The sequence below is a fragment of the Nonomuraea bangladeshensis genome (genome assembly GCF_039529455.1).
Classification (GTDB): Bacteria; Actinomycetota; Actinomycetes; order Streptosporangiales; family Streptosporangiaceae; genus Nonomuraea; species Nonomuraea bangladeshensis.
Window position 1 is genome coordinate 80,171 of record NZ_BAAAMV010000006.1, and the last position, 19,277, is coordinate 99,447.

Here is a 19,277-nt window from a genome sequence, read left to right on the forward strand (position 1 = left end):
AAATTGACGACCTAAGTATGTCAACTTCGGTTGACTTCTCCTCCTTGAGGAGGAGAAGGAACTCGTGACATCCGCGCGCACCCGGCGGACGAATAGGCCGTCGAGGAACCCGGCCGGACCTCGCAGCACCGGAACAGCACCGAACCAGCACCGGAACAGCAACCGGTTCAGCACCGGAACAGCACCTGCGAAAGGACCACCATGGAGCTCCGGATCACCCGGCGCGCTCTGGTCGGACTCGGCCTCGCCGCAGCGGTCGCCGCGTCGTCGATGGCCGCGCTCCGCACCGACCCCGGCACCGCCTCCTCGCACCGGGAGGCCCCGAAGATCCTGGGGATGCCCCAGGTCGACAACACCGACGTGTACGCGTTCGTCAGCCCCGACAAGCCGGGCACCGTGACGCTGCTGGCCAACTGGATCCCGTTCCAGGAGCCCCACGGCGGCCCGAACTTCTACCCCTGGGACACCGCCGCCCGCTACAACATCAAGATCGACAACGACGGCGACGCCAGGACCGACATCACCTACCAGTGGACGTTCCGCGACGAGGACAGACGCGGCAACGACACCTTCCTCGCCAACAAGGGCCCCGTCACCTCGCTGAACGACCCGGACCTGCTCTACCGCCAGCGCTACACGCTGAAGCGCGTCACGCCCCACGGCACCAGGACCCTGGTCTCGAACGGCATCGCCGCGCCCAGCAACCTCGGCCCCGCCTCGATGCCCGACTACGGCGCCCTGCGCGCCCAGTCCATCGCCGGCGTGCCGGGCGGCGGCCGGACGTTCGCCGGCCAGTCGGACGAGGCGTTCTTCCTCGACCTGCGCGTGTTCGACTTCCTCTACGGCGGCGACCTGTCGGAGGTCGGCCAGGACACCACCCGCGGCTACAACGTCAACACGATCGGCATCCAGGTGCCCCAGAAGGACCTGGCGCTCAAGGGCGACCCCGAGCGCAACCCGGTCATCGGCGTCTGCTCGACCACCGACAAGTTCAACGGCCACAAGTACGTGCAGGTCTCGCGCCTGTGCAACCCGCTGGTGAACGAGGTCGTCGCGCCCGCCGGGCTCAAGGACGCCTACAACGCCCTCGACCCGTCCGGCGACGCCGACGTGGCTCCGCTGGTCAAGCGGGTCAACGACCCGGAGGTGGCCCGGCTGCTCCAGGCCGTCTACGGCATCAAGGCCCCCGCCACCCCGCGCGACGACCTGTTCCAGATCTTCCTGACCGGCGTCGCCAAGCGGACCGGCCCCATCAAGGCCGACCTGAACTCGCAGGTGCTGAACAAGGACGCCGGCCGGCTGCGGCCGTCCGAGATGCTGCGACTCAACATGTCGATCCCGCCCAGCAAGGACCCGAACCGGCTCGGCGTGCTCGGCGGCGACCTCCAGGGCTTCCCGAACGGCCGCCGGCTCATCGACGACGTCGTCGACATCGAGCTGCAGGCCGTGGCGGGCGCCGCGCTGAGCGGCAAGCTCGTGCCCGGCCTGACGGACAAAGTGGACAGGAACGACAAGCCGTCGCTGCAGACGTTCCCGTACATCCCGTTGCCCTCCAACGGGGCCGTCAACCAGCGATGAGTCCCCGACCGGCCGGCACCCTCCCCGAGCCGGCCGGCCGTCCGGGGCGGCGGGCTCCTCTCCCGTCGTCCGCCGCCCTCGCGGGCCGGCCGGCCGCGCTCCCCGTCACGGCCGGCCGGCCCGCACCGTCCGACCCCGGAGCTGCCGTCATGCGCACGTTTTTCGCCGGTCTCGTCCTCCTCGGGACGATGATCTTCACGATCGCCTCCTTCTCCGCGGCCCCGTCCGCCGCGCCACCCGCCACGGCCGCGCAGCCGCTCGAAACCCTCCAGGAACGGCTCAAGCGCCTCCCCCGCGACCACCGGGGCTGGGCCGAGCTCGCCTCCCAGTACGTCGACCAGGCCCGCGTCACCGGCGATCCCTCCTACTACGTCAAGGCGGAGGGCGCCGCCCGCACCGCGACCGGGCTGGCCCCCGACGACGACGCCGTGCTCACCGCGCGCGCCGCCCTCGCCGCGGGCCGGCACGAGTTCGCCGAGGCGGCGCGGCTGGCGGGGAAGGCGGTCGCGGCGAACCCGTACAGCGCGGCGGCCCACGGCGTGCTGGCCGACGCCCGCACCCAGCTCGGCGACCTGAAGGGGGCCGCGCGGGCCGTGGACCGGATGCTGGAGCTGCAGCCGGGGGTGGCGGCGTTCGCCCGCGCGTCGTACGCGGCCGAGCTGCGCGGCGACCAGGAGGGCGCCCGCCGCTACCTGGAGTACGCGCACGAGGACGCCTGGCTGCCCGCCGACCTCGCCTACGTCCGCCACTACCTGGGCGAGCTGGCCCTCCACACGGGCGACCTCGCCACCGCCAGGAGCTGGTACGCCCGCGCCCTCCAGGCCGACCCCTCCTTCACCCCGGCGCTCGCCGGCCAGGCCAGGGCGAGCGCGCTCGGCGGCGACCTCCGCCAGGCGCTCGACCTCTACCAGCGGGTCGTCACCCGCCTGCCGCTCCCCCAGTACCTGGTCGAGCAGGGCGAGGTCCAGCTCAAGGCCGGGCTGCGGCCGGACTGGACGCTGCTCGACGCCCAGCGGCGGCTGCTCGCGGCGGCCGGGGTGGGCGACGACCTGACGGCGGCCGAGTTCGAGGCCGACCACCGCGACCCGGAGCGGGCCGTCCGGTACGCGCGGGCCGAGTACGCCCGCCACCCCAACCTCGTCGCCGCCGACGCCCTCGCCTGGGCGCTGTTCCGGGCCGGTGAGCCGAAGGAGGCGCTGAAGTACGCGGAGCGGGCCACCGCGACCGGCTGGAACAACCCGCTCATCCGCTATCACCGGGCCCGCATCGAGCGCGCCCTCGGCCGGCCCGCGCGCGTGGACCCCGGCTTCGACCCGTCCCTGCCGTCCCTCGCGAGGCTCTCATGAAGGCGATCCGCTCCAGGGTGATCCGCTTCGTCCTGCTGTCCGCGCTGGCGGGCCTGCTGCTGCCGGCGCTGTTCGCGGGGCCGGCCGCGGCGCACCCGCTGGGCAACTTCACCGTCAACCACTACAACGGGCTGGTGGTCACGCCCGGCGGGATCGGCAACCTCGCCGTCGTCGACCTGGCCGAGCTGCCGACCCTGCAGGCCGGTCCCGCCGTGGACGCCGGCTACGCGGGCCGCCGCTGCGCCGCGCTGGCCGCCGCGCAACGCCTGGTCGTGGCGGGGACGGCGGTGCCGTGGCGGGTGTCGGAGGCCGGGTTCGCGTACGCGCCCGGCCTGGGCGGGCTGCGGACCAGCCGCCTGACCTGCCGCCTCACGGCCGCCGTCCGGGCCTCGGGCCCGGTGGAGTTCACCGACGCCTTCGAGCAGGACAGGATCGGCTGGCGGGAGATCAGCGCGGCGGGCGACGGCGTACGGCTGAGCGGCTCCACGGTGCCGGCCGCGAGCGTCAGCGACGAGCTGCGCGCCTACCCGGAGGACCTGCTGTCCGGCCCGCTCGACCAGCGGACGGCCACGTTCACGGCCTCGGCGGGCGGGCCCGCCACGGGCGGGAGCGGCACCGCGCCCGGCGGCCTCGCGACCGGCGGGCCCGTCGGGGAGGCGTTCGCCGCCCTGGACCGGACGTTCACCGGCCTGATCGGCTCGGACGCGCTGACGCTCCCGCTCGGGCTGCTCGCCGTCGGGCTGGCCGTGGTGCTGGGGGCCGGGCACGCGCTGATCCCCGGGCACGGGAAGACGGTGATGGCGGCGTACCTGGCGGGACGCCGTGGCCGGCCGCGCGACGCGGTCGTGGTGGGGGCCACCGTGACGGCCACGCACACGGCCGGGGTGCTGGTGGTGGGGCTGGCGCTGACGGCCTTCACCACCCTCGCCGGGGAGACGGTGCTGTCCTGGCTGGGAGTGGCCGGCGGCGCGCTGATCGCCGTCATCGGTGTCCGCCTCCTCCTGAACGCCCGCCGCCCCCGCACTGGGCACGGGCACGGACACGATCACGGACATGGACACGGGCACGGACACGGACACGGGCACGGGCACGGTCATGGGCGGCGGGCCGGGCTCGTGGGGCTCGGGGTGGCGGGCGGCCTGGTGCCGAGCCCGTCGGCGCTGATCGTGCTGCTCGGCGCGATCGCCCTCGGCCGCACCTGGTTCGGCGTCGCGCTGGTGACGGCGTACGGCGTCGGCATGGCCGCCACCCTCACCGTCACCGGCCTCCTGCTGGTCAAGCTGGTGGACCGCCTGGAACGCCGGGCCGCCTCGGGACGCCTGGCCGCCCGCGTGTCCGGCCTGGCCCCGCTGGGCACCGCCGCGATGGTCGTGCTGCTCGGCGCGGGCCTCGCGCTCCGCTCGGCCGTCGCGCTCTGAGCGGGTCACAGGGTCGAGGTGAGCCCTTCCGCGATCCTCCTCAGCTCGGCGTCGACGGCCTCGGCGCCGGAGAACTCCTTGACGTACGAGGGACTGAACATGATCTCGGCGCGCTGCCGGTCGCCCATCCTGAGGAAGAGCGTGGGGGTGCCCTTCATGCCGTCCTCGCCCACCTCCTGGACGACGAGGTAGCCGGTGCGGTCGCCGATGGTCACCTCCTCGCCGTCGCCCTCGTCGCGGAGCCGCTGGATCCGCTCGTCGAGCTCCTGGACGGCGGCGTCCTCGTACATGTAGATCTGGACGCAGTAGAAGCCGTTCTTGTCGCCGTCGAAGTTGTACGAAGTCGAATAGCTGTCGCCGAAGTCCACCGACCAGTGCGACCATCTCAGCCCGTCGGGCAGATATCCCACCTTGACGTGCCTGAACGCCTTCCCGTCCCCCAGGTCGCCGAGCTCCGGCGGGTCGGAGGGGATCGGCGGGGTGTCGTCGATGGCGGGCGGCTCCAGCGTCGTGGCGGTCGTGGGCTCCACCACCGCCGGGGGCTCGCCGCTCGTGGCCGTCGAACCCAAGGTCACGTACCCGATGGGCGCGGCGGCGATGACGGCGGCCGTCGCGGCCAGCGCCACGCCCCTGATCCTCGTCCGCCTGCCGCCGGCGGCGCGCATGACCCGCTCCGCCAGGTCGGGCGCGGCGTGCAGTCTCGCGGTCTCGTCCGCCATGATCTGGCGGAGCTCCTCCTCAAGCGCGGGCATTCCTGATCACTCCTTCCGCTGCTTCGCGGCCGAGCGCCGAACGGAGCTTGGCCATGGCCTTCGACGCCTGGCTCTTGACGGTGCCGACCGAGCACCCGAGCACCTCGGCGGTCTCCGCCTCGCTGAGGTCCTCCCAGTACCGCAGGACGACCACCGCGCGCTGCCGGGGCGGCAGGGCGCGCAGCGCCTCCATGAGCACGTGGCGCAGGTCGACGTCGGTGACGCGGGCCGGTCGCTCCGGCGGCCGGTGCGTCGGGATGATGCTGAGGATCGCCCGGCGGCGGGCGCGGCTGATGGCCGCGTTGACAATGACGCGGCGTACGTAGGGCTCGGGGTTGTCGTAGCGCACCCGGTCCCAGCTCCTGTACGTGCGTTCCAGCGCCGTCTGCAGCAGGTCCTCGGCCTCTGTCTCGTCGCCGCAGGCGAGATAGGCGACCCGCAGCAGACTTGTGGCACGCGCGGCCACGAAGGCGCTGAAGTCGCGCTCCGCGCCGCTCATGGCTGTCTGTCCGATTTCACGCCTCCTAATACGCCCCGGCCGTCCCCGGCGTTGCCCGCCGGCGAAGAAAGTCTCGCGGGCAACGTTCTGGCGGTCCCAGGCGTATTGGAGATCATCACGTCGAATTCACGGAGGATCCCTATGAAGCTCGCGACCGCGCCGATCCGGCCGCTGGTCTCCCTGGGCGTCGGCCTGGCCATGGGCGCCACCGCCCTCCTGGGCGCGCCGGGGGCGGCCGCGGCGGCTCCGCCCGAGGGCGCCTACTGGCACTCCAGGTCGCTGATGACGCTCACCCACCCTTGGCGGTTCGGCTCCAAATCGGATTCCTACGCGCTGGTCCAGCGGCGGGTCTCGGAGACCTGGCAGGCGCCCGACGGCAAAACGTGGTACGGGTACCGGGAGCTCGGGGCGCTGCCGAAGAGCGCGGCGGACAGGAAGGCGTGGCAGCGTGACGGCTCCCCGTCCAAGTGGAGCGAGTCGATCGACGGCAAGACCGTGAAGCTGTCCGCCGCGCCCGCCAAGGGCAGCACGGGCCCCGTACGGGATCAGAACTACTTCTTCCTCGGGGGGCAGCACCTGACGTACGACGAGGTCCAGCGCCTGCCCGCGGACCCGGCAGTTCTGAAGGACTGGCTCAGAAGGGCGGGCCAGGCCAGCCGCGTGCCGGACTACGCCCTCGACGGCTGGGTCGCGGGGACCCTGCCGTACCTCCTGCACTCCCTTCCCGTCACGAAGGAGGTCCGCGCCGCCGCCTACCAGGCGCTGCTGACGATGCCGGGCGTCCGCGCGGACGGCCTCGCGAAGGACACGCTGGGCAGATCCGGCGCCGTGGTCCTGATCGACAGGGCGGACAAGAAGACCAAGTCCTCGGCCAGGACCAGGCTGATCGTGGACACCGGCACGATGCTGCTGCTGTCGCGGGAGCAGAAGGCACTGAACGACGGCAAGCAGGTCCCGGGCAAGGAGCACACCGAGACCCTGGTGAAGGTCGGCTGGACCAACGACCCGCCCGCCGTCCCCGCCCTGCCCTAGCGTCACGCGCCCGCCCTGCCTATAGTCATGCCCATGACTACTCATGGGCATGAGTGACGATGGCCCTCCGCCATGCCGTCCTCGCCGCCCTCCTCAGCGGCGAGCACAGCGGCTACCAGCTCACCAAGATCTTCGACGTCGGCGTCGCCGACTTCTGGTACGCCTCCCCCCAGCAGCTCTACGCCGAGCTGGCCAAGCTGGAGGCCGACGGCCTGGTGGCGGGCCGCGAGGTCGTCCAGCGGGGCCGCCCCAACAAGCGGGTGTTCAGCGTCACCGGCGCCGGCCTCGACGAGCTGGCCGCCTTCGCCGCCGCCCCGCCCAAGCCGCTGCTGCTCCGCGACGACCTGGTGGTGCGGGTGCACGCCGTGGACGCCCTCGACCCCGCCCCCGTCATCGCCCAGCTCCGCGAGCGGGCCGCGGCGGCCGCCGCCAAGCTGGCCCTGTTCGAGCGCACGCTGCTGCACTTCCGCGGCGACCTGGACGAGGAGACGTTCCTGCGCGAGGGCGAGCGCGTCGGGCCCTACCTCTCGTGCCTGGCGGGCTGCAGGCTGGAGCGGGAGATCCGCGACTGGTCTCTCGACACCGCCCGCGCGCTGGAGGAGCGCGCCGCCCGCGTCAGGAAGGAGCAGCCCTGATGTACGCCCGTTACGTCGCCCTCGGCGACAGCCAGACCGAGGGGCTCGGCGACGGCGACGACCTGCGCGGCCACCGCGGCTGGGCCGACCGCCTGGCCGAGATCCTGGCCGGCGCGAACCCGGAGCTGCGCTACGCCAACCTCGCCGTCCGGGGCAGGCTGGCCGGCCAGATCCGCGACGAGCAGTTGCCGGCCGCCCTCGCGCTGCGGCCCGACCTGGCCACGGTCATGGCCGGCATGAACGACATCATCCGGCCGGGCTTCGACCCCGCGCGGGTGGCGCAGGCGCTGGAGGAGATGTTCGCGGCCCTGACCGCCGCCGGGGCCCGGGTGGTCAGCGTGACCTTCCCCGACATCGGCGCGATCATGCCGCTGGCCCGTCCGCTGCTGCCGCGCGTCCTCGCGCTGAACGCGCGGATCAGGGACGCCGCCGCCCGGCACGGGGTGACGCTGGTGGACACCTTCGGGATGCGGTTCGTCGAGGACGCCCGGATGTGGAGCCCCGACCGGCTGCACGCCAGCCCGGAGGGGCACGCCCGCATCGCCGCCTCCGTGGCCCACGCCCTGGAGCTGCCGGGCAGCGACGGCACGTGGATGGACCCGTTCCCGCTCCTGCCGGCGGTGCCGGCCTGGCGGACGGCGGCGGAGCAGGCCCGCTGGCTGGGCGCGTTCGCGGGGCCGTGGATCGGCCGGCGCCTGCGCGGCCGTTCCTCGGGCGACGGCCGCACCGCCAAGCGGCCCCTGCTCACCCCGGTGGATCAGTCGACGCCGGGGACGTCCTCGGCGTCGTAGTCCACGTCGCCGTCGTCGGCCCGGCGCAGCCTGATGTCCTCCAGCCACTCCCTGGCGAAGCGCCGGACCGCCCGCACGCCCTCCTCGTCCAGCCCGTACGCCTCGAACTCCTCGTCGGCGATGAGCTCGGCGAACTCCAGCCGGTCGGCCAGCTCGTGCACGGAGAAGGATTCGAGGTGCCGCCTGCCGAGGCTTTCCAGCTCTCGGAAGGAGCAGAGGGGGCGTGCGGCGGCGACCTCGACGAGGTCGCCCGCGTGGCCGCGCTCGTGCAGCGCCCGCACCGCGAGCCCGATCTCGTCCGCGTTCACGTGCGCCGGCGTGCGCGTCGCGTGGACGGCAGGTCGTGCCGCCCGGACAGGAACTCCTGGAAGGCGATCTTGGCCCGGATCGCCGGCCGCCGCCACTTCTCCTCCCTGCGCAGGGCCCGCGCCATCTTGCGCGGCGAGCGCCGGGCGAAGACCCAGCGCGCCCACGGCGACCCCGGCCGGGCCAGCCGGATCGCGCCCACCAGCAGCATGGGCGGCACGAACAGCCCGGCCATGCCGGTCCAGATCTTCCCCTTGAGCAGGGTGATCACGGCCAGCACCAGGTTGCCCACGATGAGCACGGCCGGATTGACGAGAGGCGTCCCGTAGTCCCAGGTGAGCGGCCGGAGGCCGATGAGCAGCAGGCCGGTGACGGCGACCGCGATGAAGACCGCGTCCACCGAGGTCCGCCCCTCCTCCTCCCAGTACACGTCGTGCAGGTGCAGGATCAGCGCGAACTCGTCCAGGACCAGCGCCGAGCCGACCCCGAAGACGCCCGCCGCCACCGCGTGCCCGACCTGCGAGGTGGGCGCGAGGACGATCTGCGTGACGCCGCCGACGAGCATCAGCACGACGCCGAAGACGACGTGGTGGATGTGCATCTCGCCCACGTTGACGTCACGGAACCAGCCGACCTTGGCCCTGATCAGCCGGACGTTGATGCGGGTCGCGATGAACGCCACGATGAGCATGACGAAGAAACAGAACAGCGAGAGCCGTCCCGTGGCGACGATGGTGTGCTGAAACCAATCCCCCATAACCTTAAAACGATGGTACGAGGCGATCGCCCCTACCGTGACGCGTCTTCCGTCATGCCAGGAACGCCCGCAGCAACGCGGCCGTGCCCTCCAGGTGCTCGGTCATGGCGCGGCGGGCCGCTTCGGGGTCGCCCGCGAGGATGGCGTCCACGATGGCCCGGTGCTGGACGGCGGCGTGGTCCAGGTTGACCTGGAGCATCGGGATGGCGTTGAGCAGGTCGCTGACCCGGGAGCGGGCGTCGGCGCAGGCCGTGGCGAGCAGCGCAGAGCCGGTCAGCTCGGCGATGGACAGGTGGAAGGCCGTGTCGAGGCGGCGGTAGTCCTCCAGTGACGCCTCGTTGAGCTCGGCGAGCCGACGCAGGAGCAGGGCGCGCCGCTCGCCGGCGAGCTCCATGCCGGCCAGCACCTGGGCGGCGCCGCACTCGACGGCCAGGCGGAAGGTCAGGGCGTCGGCGAGGTCGTCGTGGCCCATCTCGGCGACGGCCTGGCGCAGCTCGCGGGCGTCGGGGGCGGGCGGCTCGTAGGTGACGAACGCGCCGCCGTAGCGGCCCCTGCGCACGTCGAGGTAGCCGGCGTCGGACAGGGCGCGGATCGCCTCACGCAGGGTGACCCGGCTGATGCCGAGCCGCACGGCGAGCTCGCGCTCCGGGGGCAGCTTGCCGCCCGGCGGCACCACGCCCAGCTTGATGGCCTGGAGCAGCCGTTCCACGGTCTCCTCGAAGGCGTTGCCGGCCCGGACCGGGCGCAGCACCGTCATCAGTCGCGCCGACTCGTCCAACATGTCCTCGGGTCTTGACAGACGATCCACCATGCACATCAATGGTCTGAGACTAGCCCAATCAACGGGAAAGCGCCTCAGGCCAGATCGGAGCGACCTGAACGTGCACGAAGGCTTCCTGAGCGTGGACGAGCTGCGCGACGAGGTGAGCGCGGGCCGGATCGACACGGTGCTCCTCGCCATCGCCGACATGCAGGGCAGGTTGCAGGGCAAGCGGCTCTCGGCGCGTTACTTCCTGGACGAGGTGCTGCACCACGGCTCCGAGGGCTGCAACTACCTGCTCGCCGTGGACGTCGACATGAACACGGTCTCCGGCTACGCCATGTCGTCCTGGGACCGGGGCTACGGCGACTTCGTCATGAAGCCGGATCTCGCGACCCTGCGCCGGGTGCCCTGGCAGGAGGGGACCGCGATGCTGATGGCGGACCTGGCCTGGGAGGACGGCGGCGACGTGACCGCCTCGCCCCGCCAGATCCTGCGCCGCCAGCTCGCCCGCCTGGCCGAGCGGGACCTGGTCGCCTACGTCGGGACCGAGCTGGAGTTCGTCGTCTACGACCACTCCTACGAGGACGCCTGGAAACGCGCCTACCGCGATCTCACCCCCGCCAACCTCTACAACGTGGACTACTCGCTCCTCGGCACCGCCCGCGTCGAGCCCCTGCTGCGCCGCATCAGGCGCGACATGGAGGGCGCCGGCATGTACGTCGAGTCCGCCAAGGGCGAGTGCAACCTGGGCCAGCACGAGATCGCCTTCCGCTACGACGAGGCGCTCAGGACCTGCGACAACCACGCGATCTACAAGAACGGCGCCAAGGAGATCGCCGCCCAGGAGGGCCGGGCGATCACCTTCATGGCCAAGCCGAACCAGCGCGAGGGCAACTCCTGCCACATCCACATCTCGCTCCGCTCCACGAGCGGCGAGCCGGTGATGGCCGGCGAGGGGCCGCACGGCCTGTCGCGGCTCGGCGCCCGCTTCATCGCCGGCCAGCTCGCCTGCCTGCGCGAGCTGACCCTCCTGCTCGCCCCCAACGTCAACTCCTACAAGCGCTTCGTCCCCGGCAGCTTCGCGCCGACGGCCGTCAAGTGGGGCCTGGACAACCGGACGTGCGCGCTGCGCCTGGTCGGCCACGGGCTCTCGCTGCGCATCGAGAACCGGGTGCCGGGCGGCGACGTCAACCCGTACCTCGCGGTCGCCGCGCTGGTCGCGGCCGGGCTGCACGGCATCGACGGCGAGCTGGCGCTGGAGGACCCGTACGCGGGCAACGCCTACGACTCCGGCGCCGACACCGTGCCGGCGACGCTGCGCGACGCGCTGGCCCTGTTCGAGGGGTCGAAGCCGGCGCGTGAGGCGTTCGGCGAGGACGTGGTCGGGCACTACGCGAACAACGCGCGGGTGGAGCTGGCCGCCTACGACGCGGCGGTGACCGACTGGGAGCTGTTCCGCGGTTTCGAACGGATGTGAGCATGAAGATCGTCAATCCGGCGACGGAGGACGTCATCACCGACGTCGAGTTCGCCGACGCGGCCGAGGTCGACCGGGCCGTGGAGCGTGCCAGGAAGGCGTACCCGTCCTGGCGCGCGGTGGCACCCGGCGACCGGGCGCGGCTGCTGCGGCGCTTCGCCGACCTGGTGGGCGAGCACGCCGAGGAACTGGCCAGGCTGGAGGTGGACAACGCCGGGCACACCATCGGCAACGCCCGCTGGGAGGCCGGCGCGGTCCGCGACGTGCTGCACTTCTACGCCGCCGCGCCCGAGCGCAACCACGGCAAGCAGATCCCGGTGCCCGGCGGCGTGGACGTCACCTTCCAGGAGCCGCTGGGCGTGGTGGGCGTGATTGTGCCGTGGAACTTCCCCATGCTCATCCTGTCGTGGGGCGTGGCCCCCGCGCTGGCCGCGGGCAACACCGTCGTCGTCAAGCCCGCGGAGCAGACCCCGCTGACCGCGCTGCGGCTGGCCGAGCTGGCCCTGGCGGCGGGCCTCCCCGAGGGGGTGCTCCAGGTGCTGCCTGGGGCAGGGGAGGTCGCGGGGGCCCGGCTGGTGGAGCACCCGCACGTCGCCAAGATCGTGTTCACCGGCTCGACCGAGGTCGGCAAGGAGATCGCGGCCAAGGCGGCGGCCCAGGTCAAGCGGGTGACGCTGGAGCTGGGCGGCAAGTCGGCGAACATCGTCTTCGCCGACGCCGACCTCGCCAAAGCGGCCGCGGCGGCGCCGTACGCGGTGTTCGACAACGCCGGCCAGGACTGCTGCGCCCGCTCCCGGCTGCTGGTGCAGGCCGAGGTGTACGACGAGTTCATGGCGCTGCTCGCCCCCGCCGTACGCGCCGTCCGGGTCGGCGACCCGCTCGACGAGGCCACCGAGATGGGCCCGCTGATCAGCGCCGAGCACCGGGAACGGGTCCGCGGGTTCGTCTCCGACCCCTGGCTCCAGGGCGAGTGCCCGGCGGGCAAGGGCTACTGGTTCCCCGCCACCGTGCTGACGCCCGAGGTGACCGATCCCGCGTTCACCGAGGAGATCTTCGGTCCCGTCGTGTCGGTGGCCCGCTTCACGGACGAGGCCGACGCGATCCGCGTCGCCAACGACACGCCGTACGGGCTGAGCGGCTCGATCTGGACCCGCGACGTCGGGCGGGCGCTGCGCGTGGCGCGCGCGGTCGAGTCGGGCGCGCTGTCGGTCAACTCGAACTCGTCGGTCCGCTACTGGACCCCGTTCGGCGGTTTCAAGCAGTCCGGCCTCGGCCGGGAGCTCGGCCCGGACGCCCTCGCGGCGTTCACCGAGACCAAGAACGTCTTCATCTCCTGGGAGTGAGCAAGTGCAGCGGTTGCAGGATCGGGTCGCGGTCATCACCGGCGCGGGCAGCGGCATCGGGCTCGCCACGGCCCGCAGGTTCGCCGAGGAGGGGGCGCGGGTCGTCTGCGTGGACATCGACGCGGCGGCGGGCGTCAAGGCCGCGGACGAGGTCGGCGGCCTGTTCGTCGAGGCGGACGTGACCCGCGAGGACGACGTCGAGCGGGTGTTCGCCACGGCGCACGAGACCTACGGCAGTGTGGACGTCGCCTTCAACAACGCCGGCATCTCGCCGCCCGACGACGACTCCATCCTGGAGACCGGGCTCGACGCCTGGCGCCGGGTCCAGGAGGTCAACCTCACCAGCGTCTACCTGTGCTGCAAGCACGCGATCCCGTACATGCGGCGGCAGGGCAAGGGCTCGATCATCAACACCGCGTCGTTCGTGGCCGTGATGGGCTCGGCGACCTCGCAGATCTCCTACACCGCCTCCAAGGGCGGGGTGCTGGCGATGTCGCGGGAGCTCGGCGTGCAGTTCGCCCGCGAGGGCATCAGGGTCAACGCGCTCTGCCCCGGACCGGTGAACACGCCGCTGCTCCAGGAGCTGTTCGCCAAGGACCCGGAGCGGGCGCAGCGGCGGCTGGTGCACGTGCCGCTCGGGCGCTTCGCCGAGGCGTCGGAGATCGCGGCGGCCGTCGCCTTCCTGGCCAGTGACGACTCCTCCTTCATCACGGCCAGCCAGTTCCTGGTGGACGGCGGCATCAGCGGCGCCTACGTGACGCCGCTCTAGGGGGTCCGTCGTGCGTCGCCCGTTGATCGGGATCACCTCCTACGTGGAGCCCGCCACGTTCACGGTCTGGACGGACGTGACCGTGGCGCTGCTGCCGTACCTGTACGTCGAGCAGGTCGTGCGGGCCGGCGGCCAGCCCGTCGTGCTGCCGCCGGCCGGCGAGCCCGCCGGGGCGCTGCGCGGTCTCGACGGGCTCGTCCTGGCCGGCGGCGGCGACATCGACCCGGCCAGGTACGGCGCCCGGCCGCACGAGCGCACCGGCTACGTCCGCGCTTTCCGCGACGAGGCGGAGTTCGCGCTGCTGGCGGGGGCGCTGGACGCCGGGCTGCCGTACCTGGGGGTCTGCCGTGGCCTTCAGGTGCTCAACGTGGCTCTCGGCGGCACCCTCCACCAGCACCTGCCGGACGTGGCGGGGCACACGGGGCACGCGCCGGGGCCGGGCGTGTTCGGCCATCTGCCGGTGACGCCGGTGCCCGGCAGCCGCCTGGCCAAGGCGCTCGGCACGGAGCCGGTGACGGTCCCGCACTACCACCACCAGGCCGTGGACCGGCTCGCCCCCGGCCTGACCGTGACCGCGACCGCCGAGGACGGCACGGTCGAGGCGGTGGAGCTGGAGGGGGCGGCGTTCGCGATGGCCGTGCAGTGGCATCCGGAGGAGGCCGAGGACGGCGCGCTGTTCGAGGCGCTGGTCGCGGCCTGCTGAGACCCGTAGGCGACAAATGCCCCGTACCCCCACTAGGCTGGCGGACATCACCGTCGAAACCGTGCGGGAGAGCACTCTGACAGCCGGTCAGGGTCCCTGAAGGAGCAAGCCCTCCCCGCGAACCTCTCAAGGCAAAGGACCGCACGGACGAGGTGGCCTCTGGAAAGCAGGCTCTTGGCCTCGCCGAAGGTGAAAGTCCGGCAAAAATCGGGCGAAGCTCTCAGGCATCGATGACAGAGGGGGAGGATGCTGGCATCCACTCCTGTCCTGAGGTGCGACACATGTCCCGACCGACACCGCTACGCGACGTCCACGAGAGCCTGGGCGCCACCCTCACCGACTTCGCCGGCTGGCTCATGCCCCTCCGGTACGGCAGCGAGTCCGCCGAGCACAAGGCCGTGCGCGAGGCGGCCGGGCTGTTCGACCTCTCCCACATGGGCGAGATCTTCGTGACCGGCCCGCAGGCCGCCGAGGCGCTGGACTACGCGCTGGTCGGCCACCTGTCCGCGCTCGCCACCGGCCGGGCCAGGTACACCATGATCGTCGACGAGCGGGGCGGGGTGCTCGACGACCTCATCGTCTACCGGCTCGGTGACGAGGAGTTCATGGTCGTCGCCAACGCCTCGAACTACCAGAAGGTCGCCCAGGAGCTCCAGGAGCGGGCCAAGGCGTACGACGCGGCGGTCGAGGACCGCTCCGACCGCTACGCGCTCATCGCCGTCCAGGGCCCCCGCGCGCAGGAGATCCTGGCCACGCTGACCGACGCCGACCTCGCCGGGCTCAAGTACTACGCCGGCCTGCCCGGCCTGGTCGACGGCCGCGAGGCGCTGATCGCCCGCACCGGCTACACCGGCGAGGACGGCTTCGAGCTCTTCGTCGCCAACCAGGACGCCGTGCCGCTCTGGAACGCGCTCACCGCCGCCGGGGAGCCGTACGGGCTCGCGCCCGCGGGCCTGTCCGCCCGCGACACGCTCCGGCTGGAGGCCGGCATGCCGCTGTACGGCAACGAGCTCGGCGCGGAGCTGACCCCGTTCGACGCGGGACTGGGCAGAGTGGTGAAATTCGACAAGCCCGGCGATTTCGTCGGACGAGCGGCGCTGGAGGCGGTCAAGGACGACCAGCCGGGACGCCGCCTCGTCGGCCTGGTCGCGCGGGGCCGCCGGGTGCCGCGGCACGGCTACCCGGTGACGCAGGACGGCGCCGTCGTCGGCGAGGTCACCAGCGGCGCGCCTTCCCACACCCTGGGCAAGCCCATCGCGATGGCCTACGTCGACACCGGCGCGAGTGAAGGCCTGGCAGTGGACATCCGGGGCAGCCAAGAACCCGTGGACCTCGTAGAGCTGCCCTTTTACAGGAGGAAGAAGTGAGCAACATCCCTGACGAGCTGAGCTACACCAAGGAACACGAGTGGGTGGCCGGGCTGGACGACGGCCTGACCGTCACCGTGGGCATCACCGATTTCGCCGTCGAGGCCCTGGGTGAGGTCGTCTACGTGCAGCTCCCCGAGGTCGGCGCGAGCGTCGCGGCCGGCGACTCGATCGGCGAGGTGGAGTCCACCAAGTCCGTCAGCGAGATCTACTCGCCCGTGGGCGGCGAGGTGGTCGAGGTCAACCAGAACGTGGCCGACACCCCGGCCCTGGTGAACAGCGACCCCTACGGGGAAGGGTGGATGTTCCGGGTGCGCATCGAGGGCGAGCCCGAGGACCTGCTTTCTGCCGAGGAGTACACCGCCCTCACCTCCGGCGAGTCCTGATTTCCCCGCCGGGGCCCCGCCCGGGCCCCGGCTTCCGTCCCATGAAGGGCGCACATCAATGGCGATCAGCGTCTTCGACCTCTTCAAGATCGGCATCGGGCCCTCCAGCTCGCACACGGGCGGCCCGATGGCGGCCGCGCACAAGTTCGCCCGGGGCCTGCACGAGGACGGCCTGCTGGAGCGGGTGGCCCGCGTCGAGGCCATCCTGTACGGCTCGCTCGGCCTGACCGGCAAGGGCCACGGCAGCGACAAGGCCGTCCTGCTGGGCCTGTCCGGGGAGAAGCCGGAGCTGGTGGACGTCGACACCGTCGACGAGCGCCTGACCGCCATGCGCGCCTCCGGCACCGTCCATCTCTACGGCCGCCGCGAGATCCCGTTCGTCGTGGGCGAGGATCTCGTCTTCGAACGCAAGATCTCCCTCCCCGAGCACCCCAACGGCATGCGCTTCACCGCCTACGACGCGGACGGCGGAACCGTGCGGGAGAAGGTCTACTTCTCGGTCGGCGGCGGCTTCGTCGTGGACGAGAACGCCACCGGCGCCGACCGCATCAAGCCCGACGACACCGTGCTGCCCTACCCGTTCACCACGGGCGAGGAGCTGCTCAAGCACTGCTCCAACACCGGCCTGTCGATCTCCGCGCTGATGATGGAGAACGAGAAGGCGTTCGGCCGCACCGAGGAGGAGATCCGCGCGGGCGTGCTCAACCTGTGGCGGGTCATGCAGGAGTGCGTGCGCAGAGGCATCTCCCGCGAGGGCGTGCTGCCTGGCGGGCTCAAGGTCAAGCGCCGCGCCAACCAGCTCCACCGCCGCCTCCAGGCCGAGTCGCCCGAGAAGGACCCGCTCCAGGCGATGGACTGGGTGACGCTGTTCGCGCTGGCGGTCAACGAGGAGAACGCCGCCGGGGGCCGCATCGTCACCGCCCCCACCAACGGCGCGGCCGGCATCATCCCGGCCGTGCTCACCTACTACACCCGCTTCGTCCCGCAGGCCGACGACGAGGGCGTGATCCGCTTCCTGCTGACGGCCGCCGCGATCGGCGTGCTGTTCAAGGAGAACGCCTCCATCTCCGGGGCCGAGGTCGGCTGCCAGGGCGAGGTGGGCTCGGCCTGCTCGATGGCCTCCGCCGGGCTGACCGAGGTCATGGGCGGCACACCGGAGCAGGTGGAGAACGCCGCCGAGATCGGCATCGAGCACAACCTGGGCCTCACCTGCGACCCGATCGGCGGCCTCGTGCAGATCCCGTGCATCGAGCGCAACGCCGTCGCCTCCAACAAGGCCATCACCGCGGCCCGCATCGCCCTGCGCGGCGACGGCCGCCACTACGTGGCCCTGGACAAGGCCATCAAGACCATGCGCGACACCGGCCGCGACATGCTCGACAAGTACAAGGAGACCTCCCGCGGCGGCCTCGCCGTCAACGTCATCGAGTGCTGACGACCTCTGAGTGGTACCGTAAAGCTGTACCACTCAGAGGGAGGGTCATGTCCATCACCGCCAGCGAGGCCCGCCGACGCCTGTTCCCGCTCATCGAAGAGGTCAACAACGACCGCACCGCCGTGGAGATCGTGTCCAAGAGCGGAAACGCCTACTTGGTCGCCGCCGAGGAATACGAGGCGCTCCGGGAGACGGCCTACCTGCTTCGCTCGCCGGCCAACGCCCGTCGACTGATCGAGTCGTACCAGGAGGCTCTCGCGGGCCGCCACGAGAGGCACGAACTGCTGGACGACGAGGGCTCCCGGTGAAGGTCGCCTTCACGGGGAGGGGCTGGGAGGACTACGTCCACTGGCAGACGGCCGATCGGCAAATCCTCAAGCGGATCAACCGGCTGATCGAGGACGCCTTGCGTGATCCCTTCGAGGGCATCGGCAAGCCCGAGCCGCTGAAGTACGCCCTGACGGGCGCGTGGTCGCGGCGCATCACCGAAGAGCACAGACTGGTCTACCTGCCCATGGACGACGAGGTCGTCATCCTGCAGGCCCGCTACCACTACGAATAGGAGACCTGACCAGCGGAACTTTGCACTTTCCCCCTCCGTTCCGTGACGACCCATCTACGATCGGTGGTCGAAGGGATGACAGGAGGCAGGCCGTGTTCCGCGAGCGCAAGCCGAGTGTCCGTTGGGTCCTCCCCGAAGGGCGGTACAACCCCGTCGTCGCCGACGGGGTGCGGTGGCTCGACTACGAGCGGGCCGCCGAGCTGGACGAGCACGCGCCGGCCCCCGGCGAGCAGGACCTTTTCGGGGCCGGCGAGGACTCGCCCGGTGTCGGTGAGGAGCCACGGGCGAGGCCGGAGGGCGACGGGGACGACTGGTTCGACCGGCCGCACCGGCCGCCGCCGCTCGCCGAGTGCCGGCCGTACGACGTGCCCGGCGGGCTGGCAAGGCCCGATCCGCAGGCGGAGCGCGACCTCATGGAGGCCCTGCCCCCGGGGGCGCGGTTCCCCGACCCGCGCGGCACCTGGATCAGGCTGATCAACGGCTGCGGCCCCGCCGACGACCCGTTCCGCGCCGCCAACGCCGCAGACTGCGCGCTCGCCGTGCTGTCCACCTGGCACGGCGAGCCGGCCACGGCCGCGGCGCGGGTGCCCGAGCACGACCGCATCGGCCGGCCCGTGCTCACCGGCGAGCGCGGCAGCACGGCCAGGATCGAACGCTGGGTCGGGCAGCGGCTGGAGTACACCGGGCAGGGGCGGCACGCCTACCCGATGATCGCGCGGCGGCTGACGGAGGCCGGCCACGGGGCGAGCGCGGTGATCGTGGTGCGCTGGCCCGGCGGCGGCAGCCACGCCTACAACGCGGTCAACGCCGAGGGCGAGGTCATCTGGATCGACGCCCAGCGGGGGCACATGTCGGTGGAGCCCCCTTACCTGACGGTGACCGGGGTGTTCTGCGTGGTCCTCGACCGGCACGGGAGGCCGCAGTGAACCTGGACCAGGCCAGGGCGCTGGCCGAGGAGTACGTCAACGGGGCGCTGCCGGCGGAGGAGGCCGTCTCCGTCGGCGTGTACGGCTTCCACGACGGCTACGTCGCCTGGATCCGCGACCTCGAACCCGACGACCCGGCCCGGCTGCCGGAGACGATCGGCGGCGCGTGTGTCGTCATCGACGAGACGACCGGCGAGGTGGCCCCCCGGCCGCTCCTCGACCCGGAGACGGTCGCCGAGCTCTGGCCCGGCCCCATCCCCCGCTGAGTCGCGCCACGGCTCGGCACGGCCATCGCTCACTGAGTCGCGCCACGGCTCGGCGCGACCACCCCCCCGCCGAGTCGCGCCACGGCTCGAAGCCGCCATCCTCTGCGAGTCGCCGGCGCGGCCCCCACCGGGGGCCGCGCCGCCCCCGCGCAGCCGCGGGTGCGCC

The 19,277-nt window shown here is 72.3% G+C and carries 22 protein-coding genes and 2 riboswitches; of the genes, 17 read left to right on the top strand and 5 right to left on the bottom strand.

The annotated features are described in order from the left end of the window. The first annotated feature begins 201 nt into the window (after positions 1–201). From ABD292_RS19880 to ABD292_RS19890, 3 genes are all read left to right on the top strand, one after another. The gene (locus tag ABD292_RS19880) at positions 202–1,578 is read left to right on the top strand and encodes a DUF4331 domain-containing protein (protein ID WP_344209250.1); all 1,377 of its coding nucleotides are present in this window, start codon (positions 202–204) and stop codon (positions 1,576–1,578) included. A gap of 149 nt (positions 1,579–1,727) precedes the next feature. Then, positions 1,728–2,924, top strand: coding sequence for a tetratricopeptide repeat protein (locus ABD292_RS19885; RefSeq protein WP_344209252.1), 1,197 nt, complete (start codon positions 1,728–1,730; stop codon positions 2,922–2,924). After that, the gene (locus tag ABD292_RS19890; protein ID WP_344209254.1) at positions 2,921–4,342 is read left to right on the top strand and encodes a nickel/cobalt transporter; all 1,422 of its coding nucleotides are present in this window, start codon (positions 2,921–2,923) and stop codon (positions 4,340–4,342) included. The genes ABD292_RS19885 and ABD292_RS19890 overlap by 4 nt, the downstream gene beginning before the upstream one ends. Positions 4,343–4,347: 5 nt before the next feature. Here the strand turns inward: ABD292_RS19890 and ABD292_RS19895 are convergent, their stop codons facing one another. Both ABD292_RS19895 and ABD292_RS19900 read right to left on the bottom strand, forming a co-directional pair. Further along, positions 4,348–5,094 carry a hypothetical protein gene (locus tag ABD292_RS19895; RefSeq protein WP_344209256.1) on the bottom strand — a complete coding sequence of 249 codons (747 nt, stop codon included), beginning with the start codon at positions 5,092–5,094 and terminating at the stop codon, positions 4,348–4,350. Then, the gene (locus tag ABD292_RS19900; RefSeq protein WP_344209258.1) at positions 5,081–5,593 is read right to left on the bottom strand and encodes a SigE family RNA polymerase sigma factor; all 513 of its coding nucleotides are present in this window, start codon (positions 5,591–5,593) and stop codon (positions 5,081–5,083) included. The genes ABD292_RS19895 and ABD292_RS19900 overlap by 14 nt, the downstream gene beginning before the upstream one ends. A 141-nt stretch (positions 5,594–5,734) precedes the next feature. Here ABD292_RS19900 and ABD292_RS19905 point away from each other — a divergent pair, with 141 nt between their 5' ends. Genes ABD292_RS19905 through ABD292_RS19915 form a run of 3 tightly spaced genes read left to right on the top strand, consistent with a single transcriptional unit; the run spans position 5,735 to position 8,051 of the window. Beyond that, complete coding sequence (locus ABD292_RS19905) at positions 5,735–6,625, top strand: hypothetical protein (RefSeq protein ID WP_344209260.1); 891 nt, start codon at positions 5,735–5,737, stop codon at positions 6,623–6,625. A 59-nt stretch (positions 6,626–6,684) separates the two neighbouring features. Then, positions 6,685–7,260, top strand: a complete 576-nt coding sequence (locus ABD292_RS19910; protein WP_344209262.1) for a PadR family transcriptional regulator — start codon at positions 6,685–6,687, stop codon at positions 7,258–7,260. After that, entirely contained in the window at positions 7,260–8,051 is a 792-nt protein-coding gene (locus tag ABD292_RS19915) for an SGNH/GDSL hydrolase family protein (protein WP_344209264.1), read from the top strand. Before ABD292_RS19910 ends, ABD292_RS19915 begins: the two co-directional genes overlap by 1 nt. On the opposite strand, the gene ABD292_RS19920 is transcribed toward ABD292_RS19915, so the two are convergent. Genes ABD292_RS19920 through ABD292_RS19930 form a run of 3 tightly spaced genes read right to left on the bottom strand, consistent with a single transcriptional unit; the run spans position 8,018 to position 9,925 of the window. Continuing rightward, entirely contained in the window at positions 8,018–8,359 is a 342-nt protein-coding gene (locus ABD292_RS19920; RefSeq protein ID WP_344209266.1) for a hypothetical protein, read from the bottom strand. The two genes, ABD292_RS19915 and ABD292_RS19920, sit on opposite strands and share 34 nt — an antisense overlap. After that, a complete protein-coding gene (locus ABD292_RS19925; RefSeq protein WP_344209268.1) occupies positions 8,356–9,114 on the bottom strand; it encodes a hypothetical protein in 759 nt (252 codons plus the stop codon). The genes ABD292_RS19920 and ABD292_RS19925 overlap by 4 nt, the downstream gene beginning before the upstream one ends. 52 nt (positions 9,115–9,166) lie before the next feature. Continuing rightward, a complete protein-coding gene (locus tag ABD292_RS19930; protein ID WP_344209270.1) occupies positions 9,167–9,925 on the bottom strand; it encodes a FadR/GntR family transcriptional regulator in 759 nt (252 codons plus the stop codon). A 70-nt stretch (positions 9,926–9,995) separates the two neighbouring features. On the opposite strand from ABD292_RS19930, the gene ABD292_RS19935 reads away from it, so the two are divergent. The 11 genes from ABD292_RS19935 to ABD292_RS19985 all read left to right on the top strand — a co-directional run bounded on the left by ABD292_RS19935 (position 9,996) and on the right by ABD292_RS19985 (position 19,111). After that, entirely contained in the window at positions 9,996–11,354 is a 1,359-nt protein-coding gene (locus tag ABD292_RS19935) for a glutamine synthetase family protein (RefSeq protein WP_344209272.1), read from the top strand. A 2-nt stretch (positions 11,355–11,356) separates the two neighbouring features. Beyond that, positions 11,357–12,697 (top strand): aldehyde dehydrogenase family protein, encoded by a 1,341-nt coding sequence (locus ABD292_RS19940; RefSeq protein ID WP_344209274.1) that lies wholly within the window; start codon positions 11,357–11,359, stop codon positions 12,695–12,697. 4 nt (positions 12,698–12,701) lie between these two features. Beyond that, positions 12,702–13,466 (top strand): 3-oxoacyl-ACP reductase, encoded by a 765-nt coding sequence (locus ABD292_RS19945; protein ID WP_344209276.1) that lies wholly within the window; start codon positions 12,702–12,704, stop codon positions 13,464–13,466. A 10-nt stretch (positions 13,467–13,476) separates the two neighbouring features. Beyond that, positions 13,477–14,169 (top strand): gamma-glutamyl-gamma-aminobutyrate hydrolase family protein, encoded by a 693-nt coding sequence (locus ABD292_RS19950; protein ID WP_344209278.1) that lies wholly within the window; start codon positions 13,477–13,479, stop codon positions 14,167–14,169. Between the two features lie 54 nt (positions 14,170–14,223). Beyond that, a riboswitch (glycine riboswitch) is annotated at positions 14,224–14,321 on the top strand. Continuing rightward, a riboswitch (glycine riboswitch) is annotated at positions 14,322–14,416 on the top strand. 34 nt (positions 14,417–14,450) lie between these two features. Further along, the gene (gcvT, locus tag ABD292_RS19955; protein ID WP_344209280.1) at positions 14,451–15,536 is read left to right on the top strand and encodes a glycine cleavage system aminomethyltransferase GcvT; all 1,086 of its coding nucleotides are present in this window, start codon (positions 14,451–14,453) and stop codon (positions 15,534–15,536) included. Further along, the gene (gene gcvH, locus ABD292_RS19960; protein ID WP_344209282.1) at positions 15,533–15,922 is read left to right on the top strand and encodes a glycine cleavage system protein GcvH; all 390 of its coding nucleotides are present in this window, start codon (positions 15,533–15,535) and stop codon (positions 15,920–15,922) included. The genes gcvT and gcvH overlap by 4 nt, the downstream gene beginning before the upstream one ends. A 58-nt stretch (positions 15,923–15,980) precedes the next feature. Next, positions 15,981–17,357: an L-serine ammonia-lyase gene (locus ABD292_RS19965; RefSeq protein ID WP_344209284.1), complete on the top strand. Its 1,377-nt coding sequence runs from the start codon at positions 15,981–15,983 to the stop codon at positions 17,355–17,357. A 47-nt stretch (positions 17,358–17,404) separates the two neighbouring features. Continuing rightward, on the top strand, positions 17,405–17,665 hold the full coding sequence (locus tag ABD292_RS19970; RefSeq protein ID WP_344209286.1) for a type II toxin-antitoxin system Phd/YefM family antitoxin: 261 nt from the start codon (positions 17,405–17,407) through the stop codon (positions 17,663–17,665). Then, positions 17,662–17,919 carry a Txe/YoeB family addiction module toxin gene (locus ABD292_RS19975; protein WP_344209288.1) on the top strand — a complete coding sequence of 86 codons (258 nt, stop codon included), beginning with the start codon at positions 17,662–17,664 and terminating at the stop codon, positions 17,917–17,919. Before ABD292_RS19970 ends, ABD292_RS19975 begins: the two co-directional genes overlap by 4 nt. Positions 17,920–18,011: 92 nt before the next feature. Further along, positions 18,012–18,845 (top strand): toxin glutamine deamidase domain-containing protein, encoded by an 834-nt coding sequence (locus ABD292_RS19980; protein ID WP_344209290.1) that lies wholly within the window; start codon positions 18,012–18,014, stop codon positions 18,843–18,845. After that, complete coding sequence (locus ABD292_RS19985) at positions 18,842–19,111, top strand: hypothetical protein (protein WP_344209292.1); 270 nt, start codon at positions 18,842–18,844, stop codon at positions 19,109–19,111. Before ABD292_RS19980 ends, ABD292_RS19985 begins: the two co-directional genes overlap by 4 nt. Positions 19,112–19,277 lie beyond the last annotated feature (166 nt).

Coding starts and splice junctions, on each gene's coding strand:
- ABD292_RS19930 (WP_344209270.1), bottom strand. CDS start 9,925: ATGGTGGATCGTCTGTCAAGACCCGAGGACATGTTGGACGAGTCGGCG.
- ABD292_RS19880 (WP_344209250.1), top strand. CDS start 202: ATGGAGCTCCGGATCACCCGGCGCGCTCTGGTCGGACTCGGCCTCGCC.
- ABD292_RS19970 (WP_344209286.1), top strand. CDS start 17,405: ATGTCCATCACCGCCAGCGAGGCCCGCCGACGCCTGTTCCCGCTCATC.
- ABD292_RS19965 (WP_344209284.1), top strand. CDS start 15,981: ATGGCGATCAGCGTCTTCGACCTCTTCAAGATCGGCATCGGGCCCTCC.
- ABD292_RS19900 (WP_344209258.1), bottom strand. CDS start 5,593: ATGAGCGGCGCGGAGCGCGACTTCAGCGCCTTCGTGGCCGCGCGTGCC.
- ABD292_RS19925 (WP_344209268.1), bottom strand. CDS start 9,114: ATGGGGGATTGGTTTCAGCACACCATCGTCGCCACGGGACGGCTCTCG.
- ABD292_RS19895 (WP_344209256.1), bottom strand. CDS start 5,094: ATGCCCGCGCTTGAGGAGGAGCTCCGCCAGATCATGGCGGACGAGACC.
- ABD292_RS19940 (WP_344209274.1), top strand. CDS start 11,357: ATGAAGATCGTCAATCCGGCGACGGAGGACGTCATCACCGACGTCGAG.
- ABD292_RS19885 (WP_344209252.1), top strand. CDS start 1,728: ATGCGCACGTTTTTCGCCGGTCTCGTCCTCCTCGGGACGATGATCTTC.
- gcvT (WP_344209280.1), top strand. CDS start 14,451: ATGTCCCGACCGACACCGCTACGCGACGTCCACGAGAGCCTGGGCGCC.
- ABD292_RS19915 (WP_344209264.1), top strand. CDS start 7,260: ATGTACGCCCGTTACGTCGCCCTCGGCGACAGCCAGACCGAGGGGCTC.
- ABD292_RS19890 (WP_344209254.1), top strand. CDS start 2,921: ATGAAGGCGATCCGCTCCAGGGTGATCCGCTTCGTCCTGCTGTCCGCG.
- ABD292_RS19905 (WP_344209260.1), top strand. CDS start 5,735: ATGAAGCTCGCGACCGCGCCGATCCGGCCGCTGGTCTCCCTGGGCGTC.
- ABD292_RS19910 (WP_344209262.1), top strand. CDS start 6,685: ATGGCCCTCCGCCATGCCGTCCTCGCCGCCCTCCTCAGCGGCGAGCAC.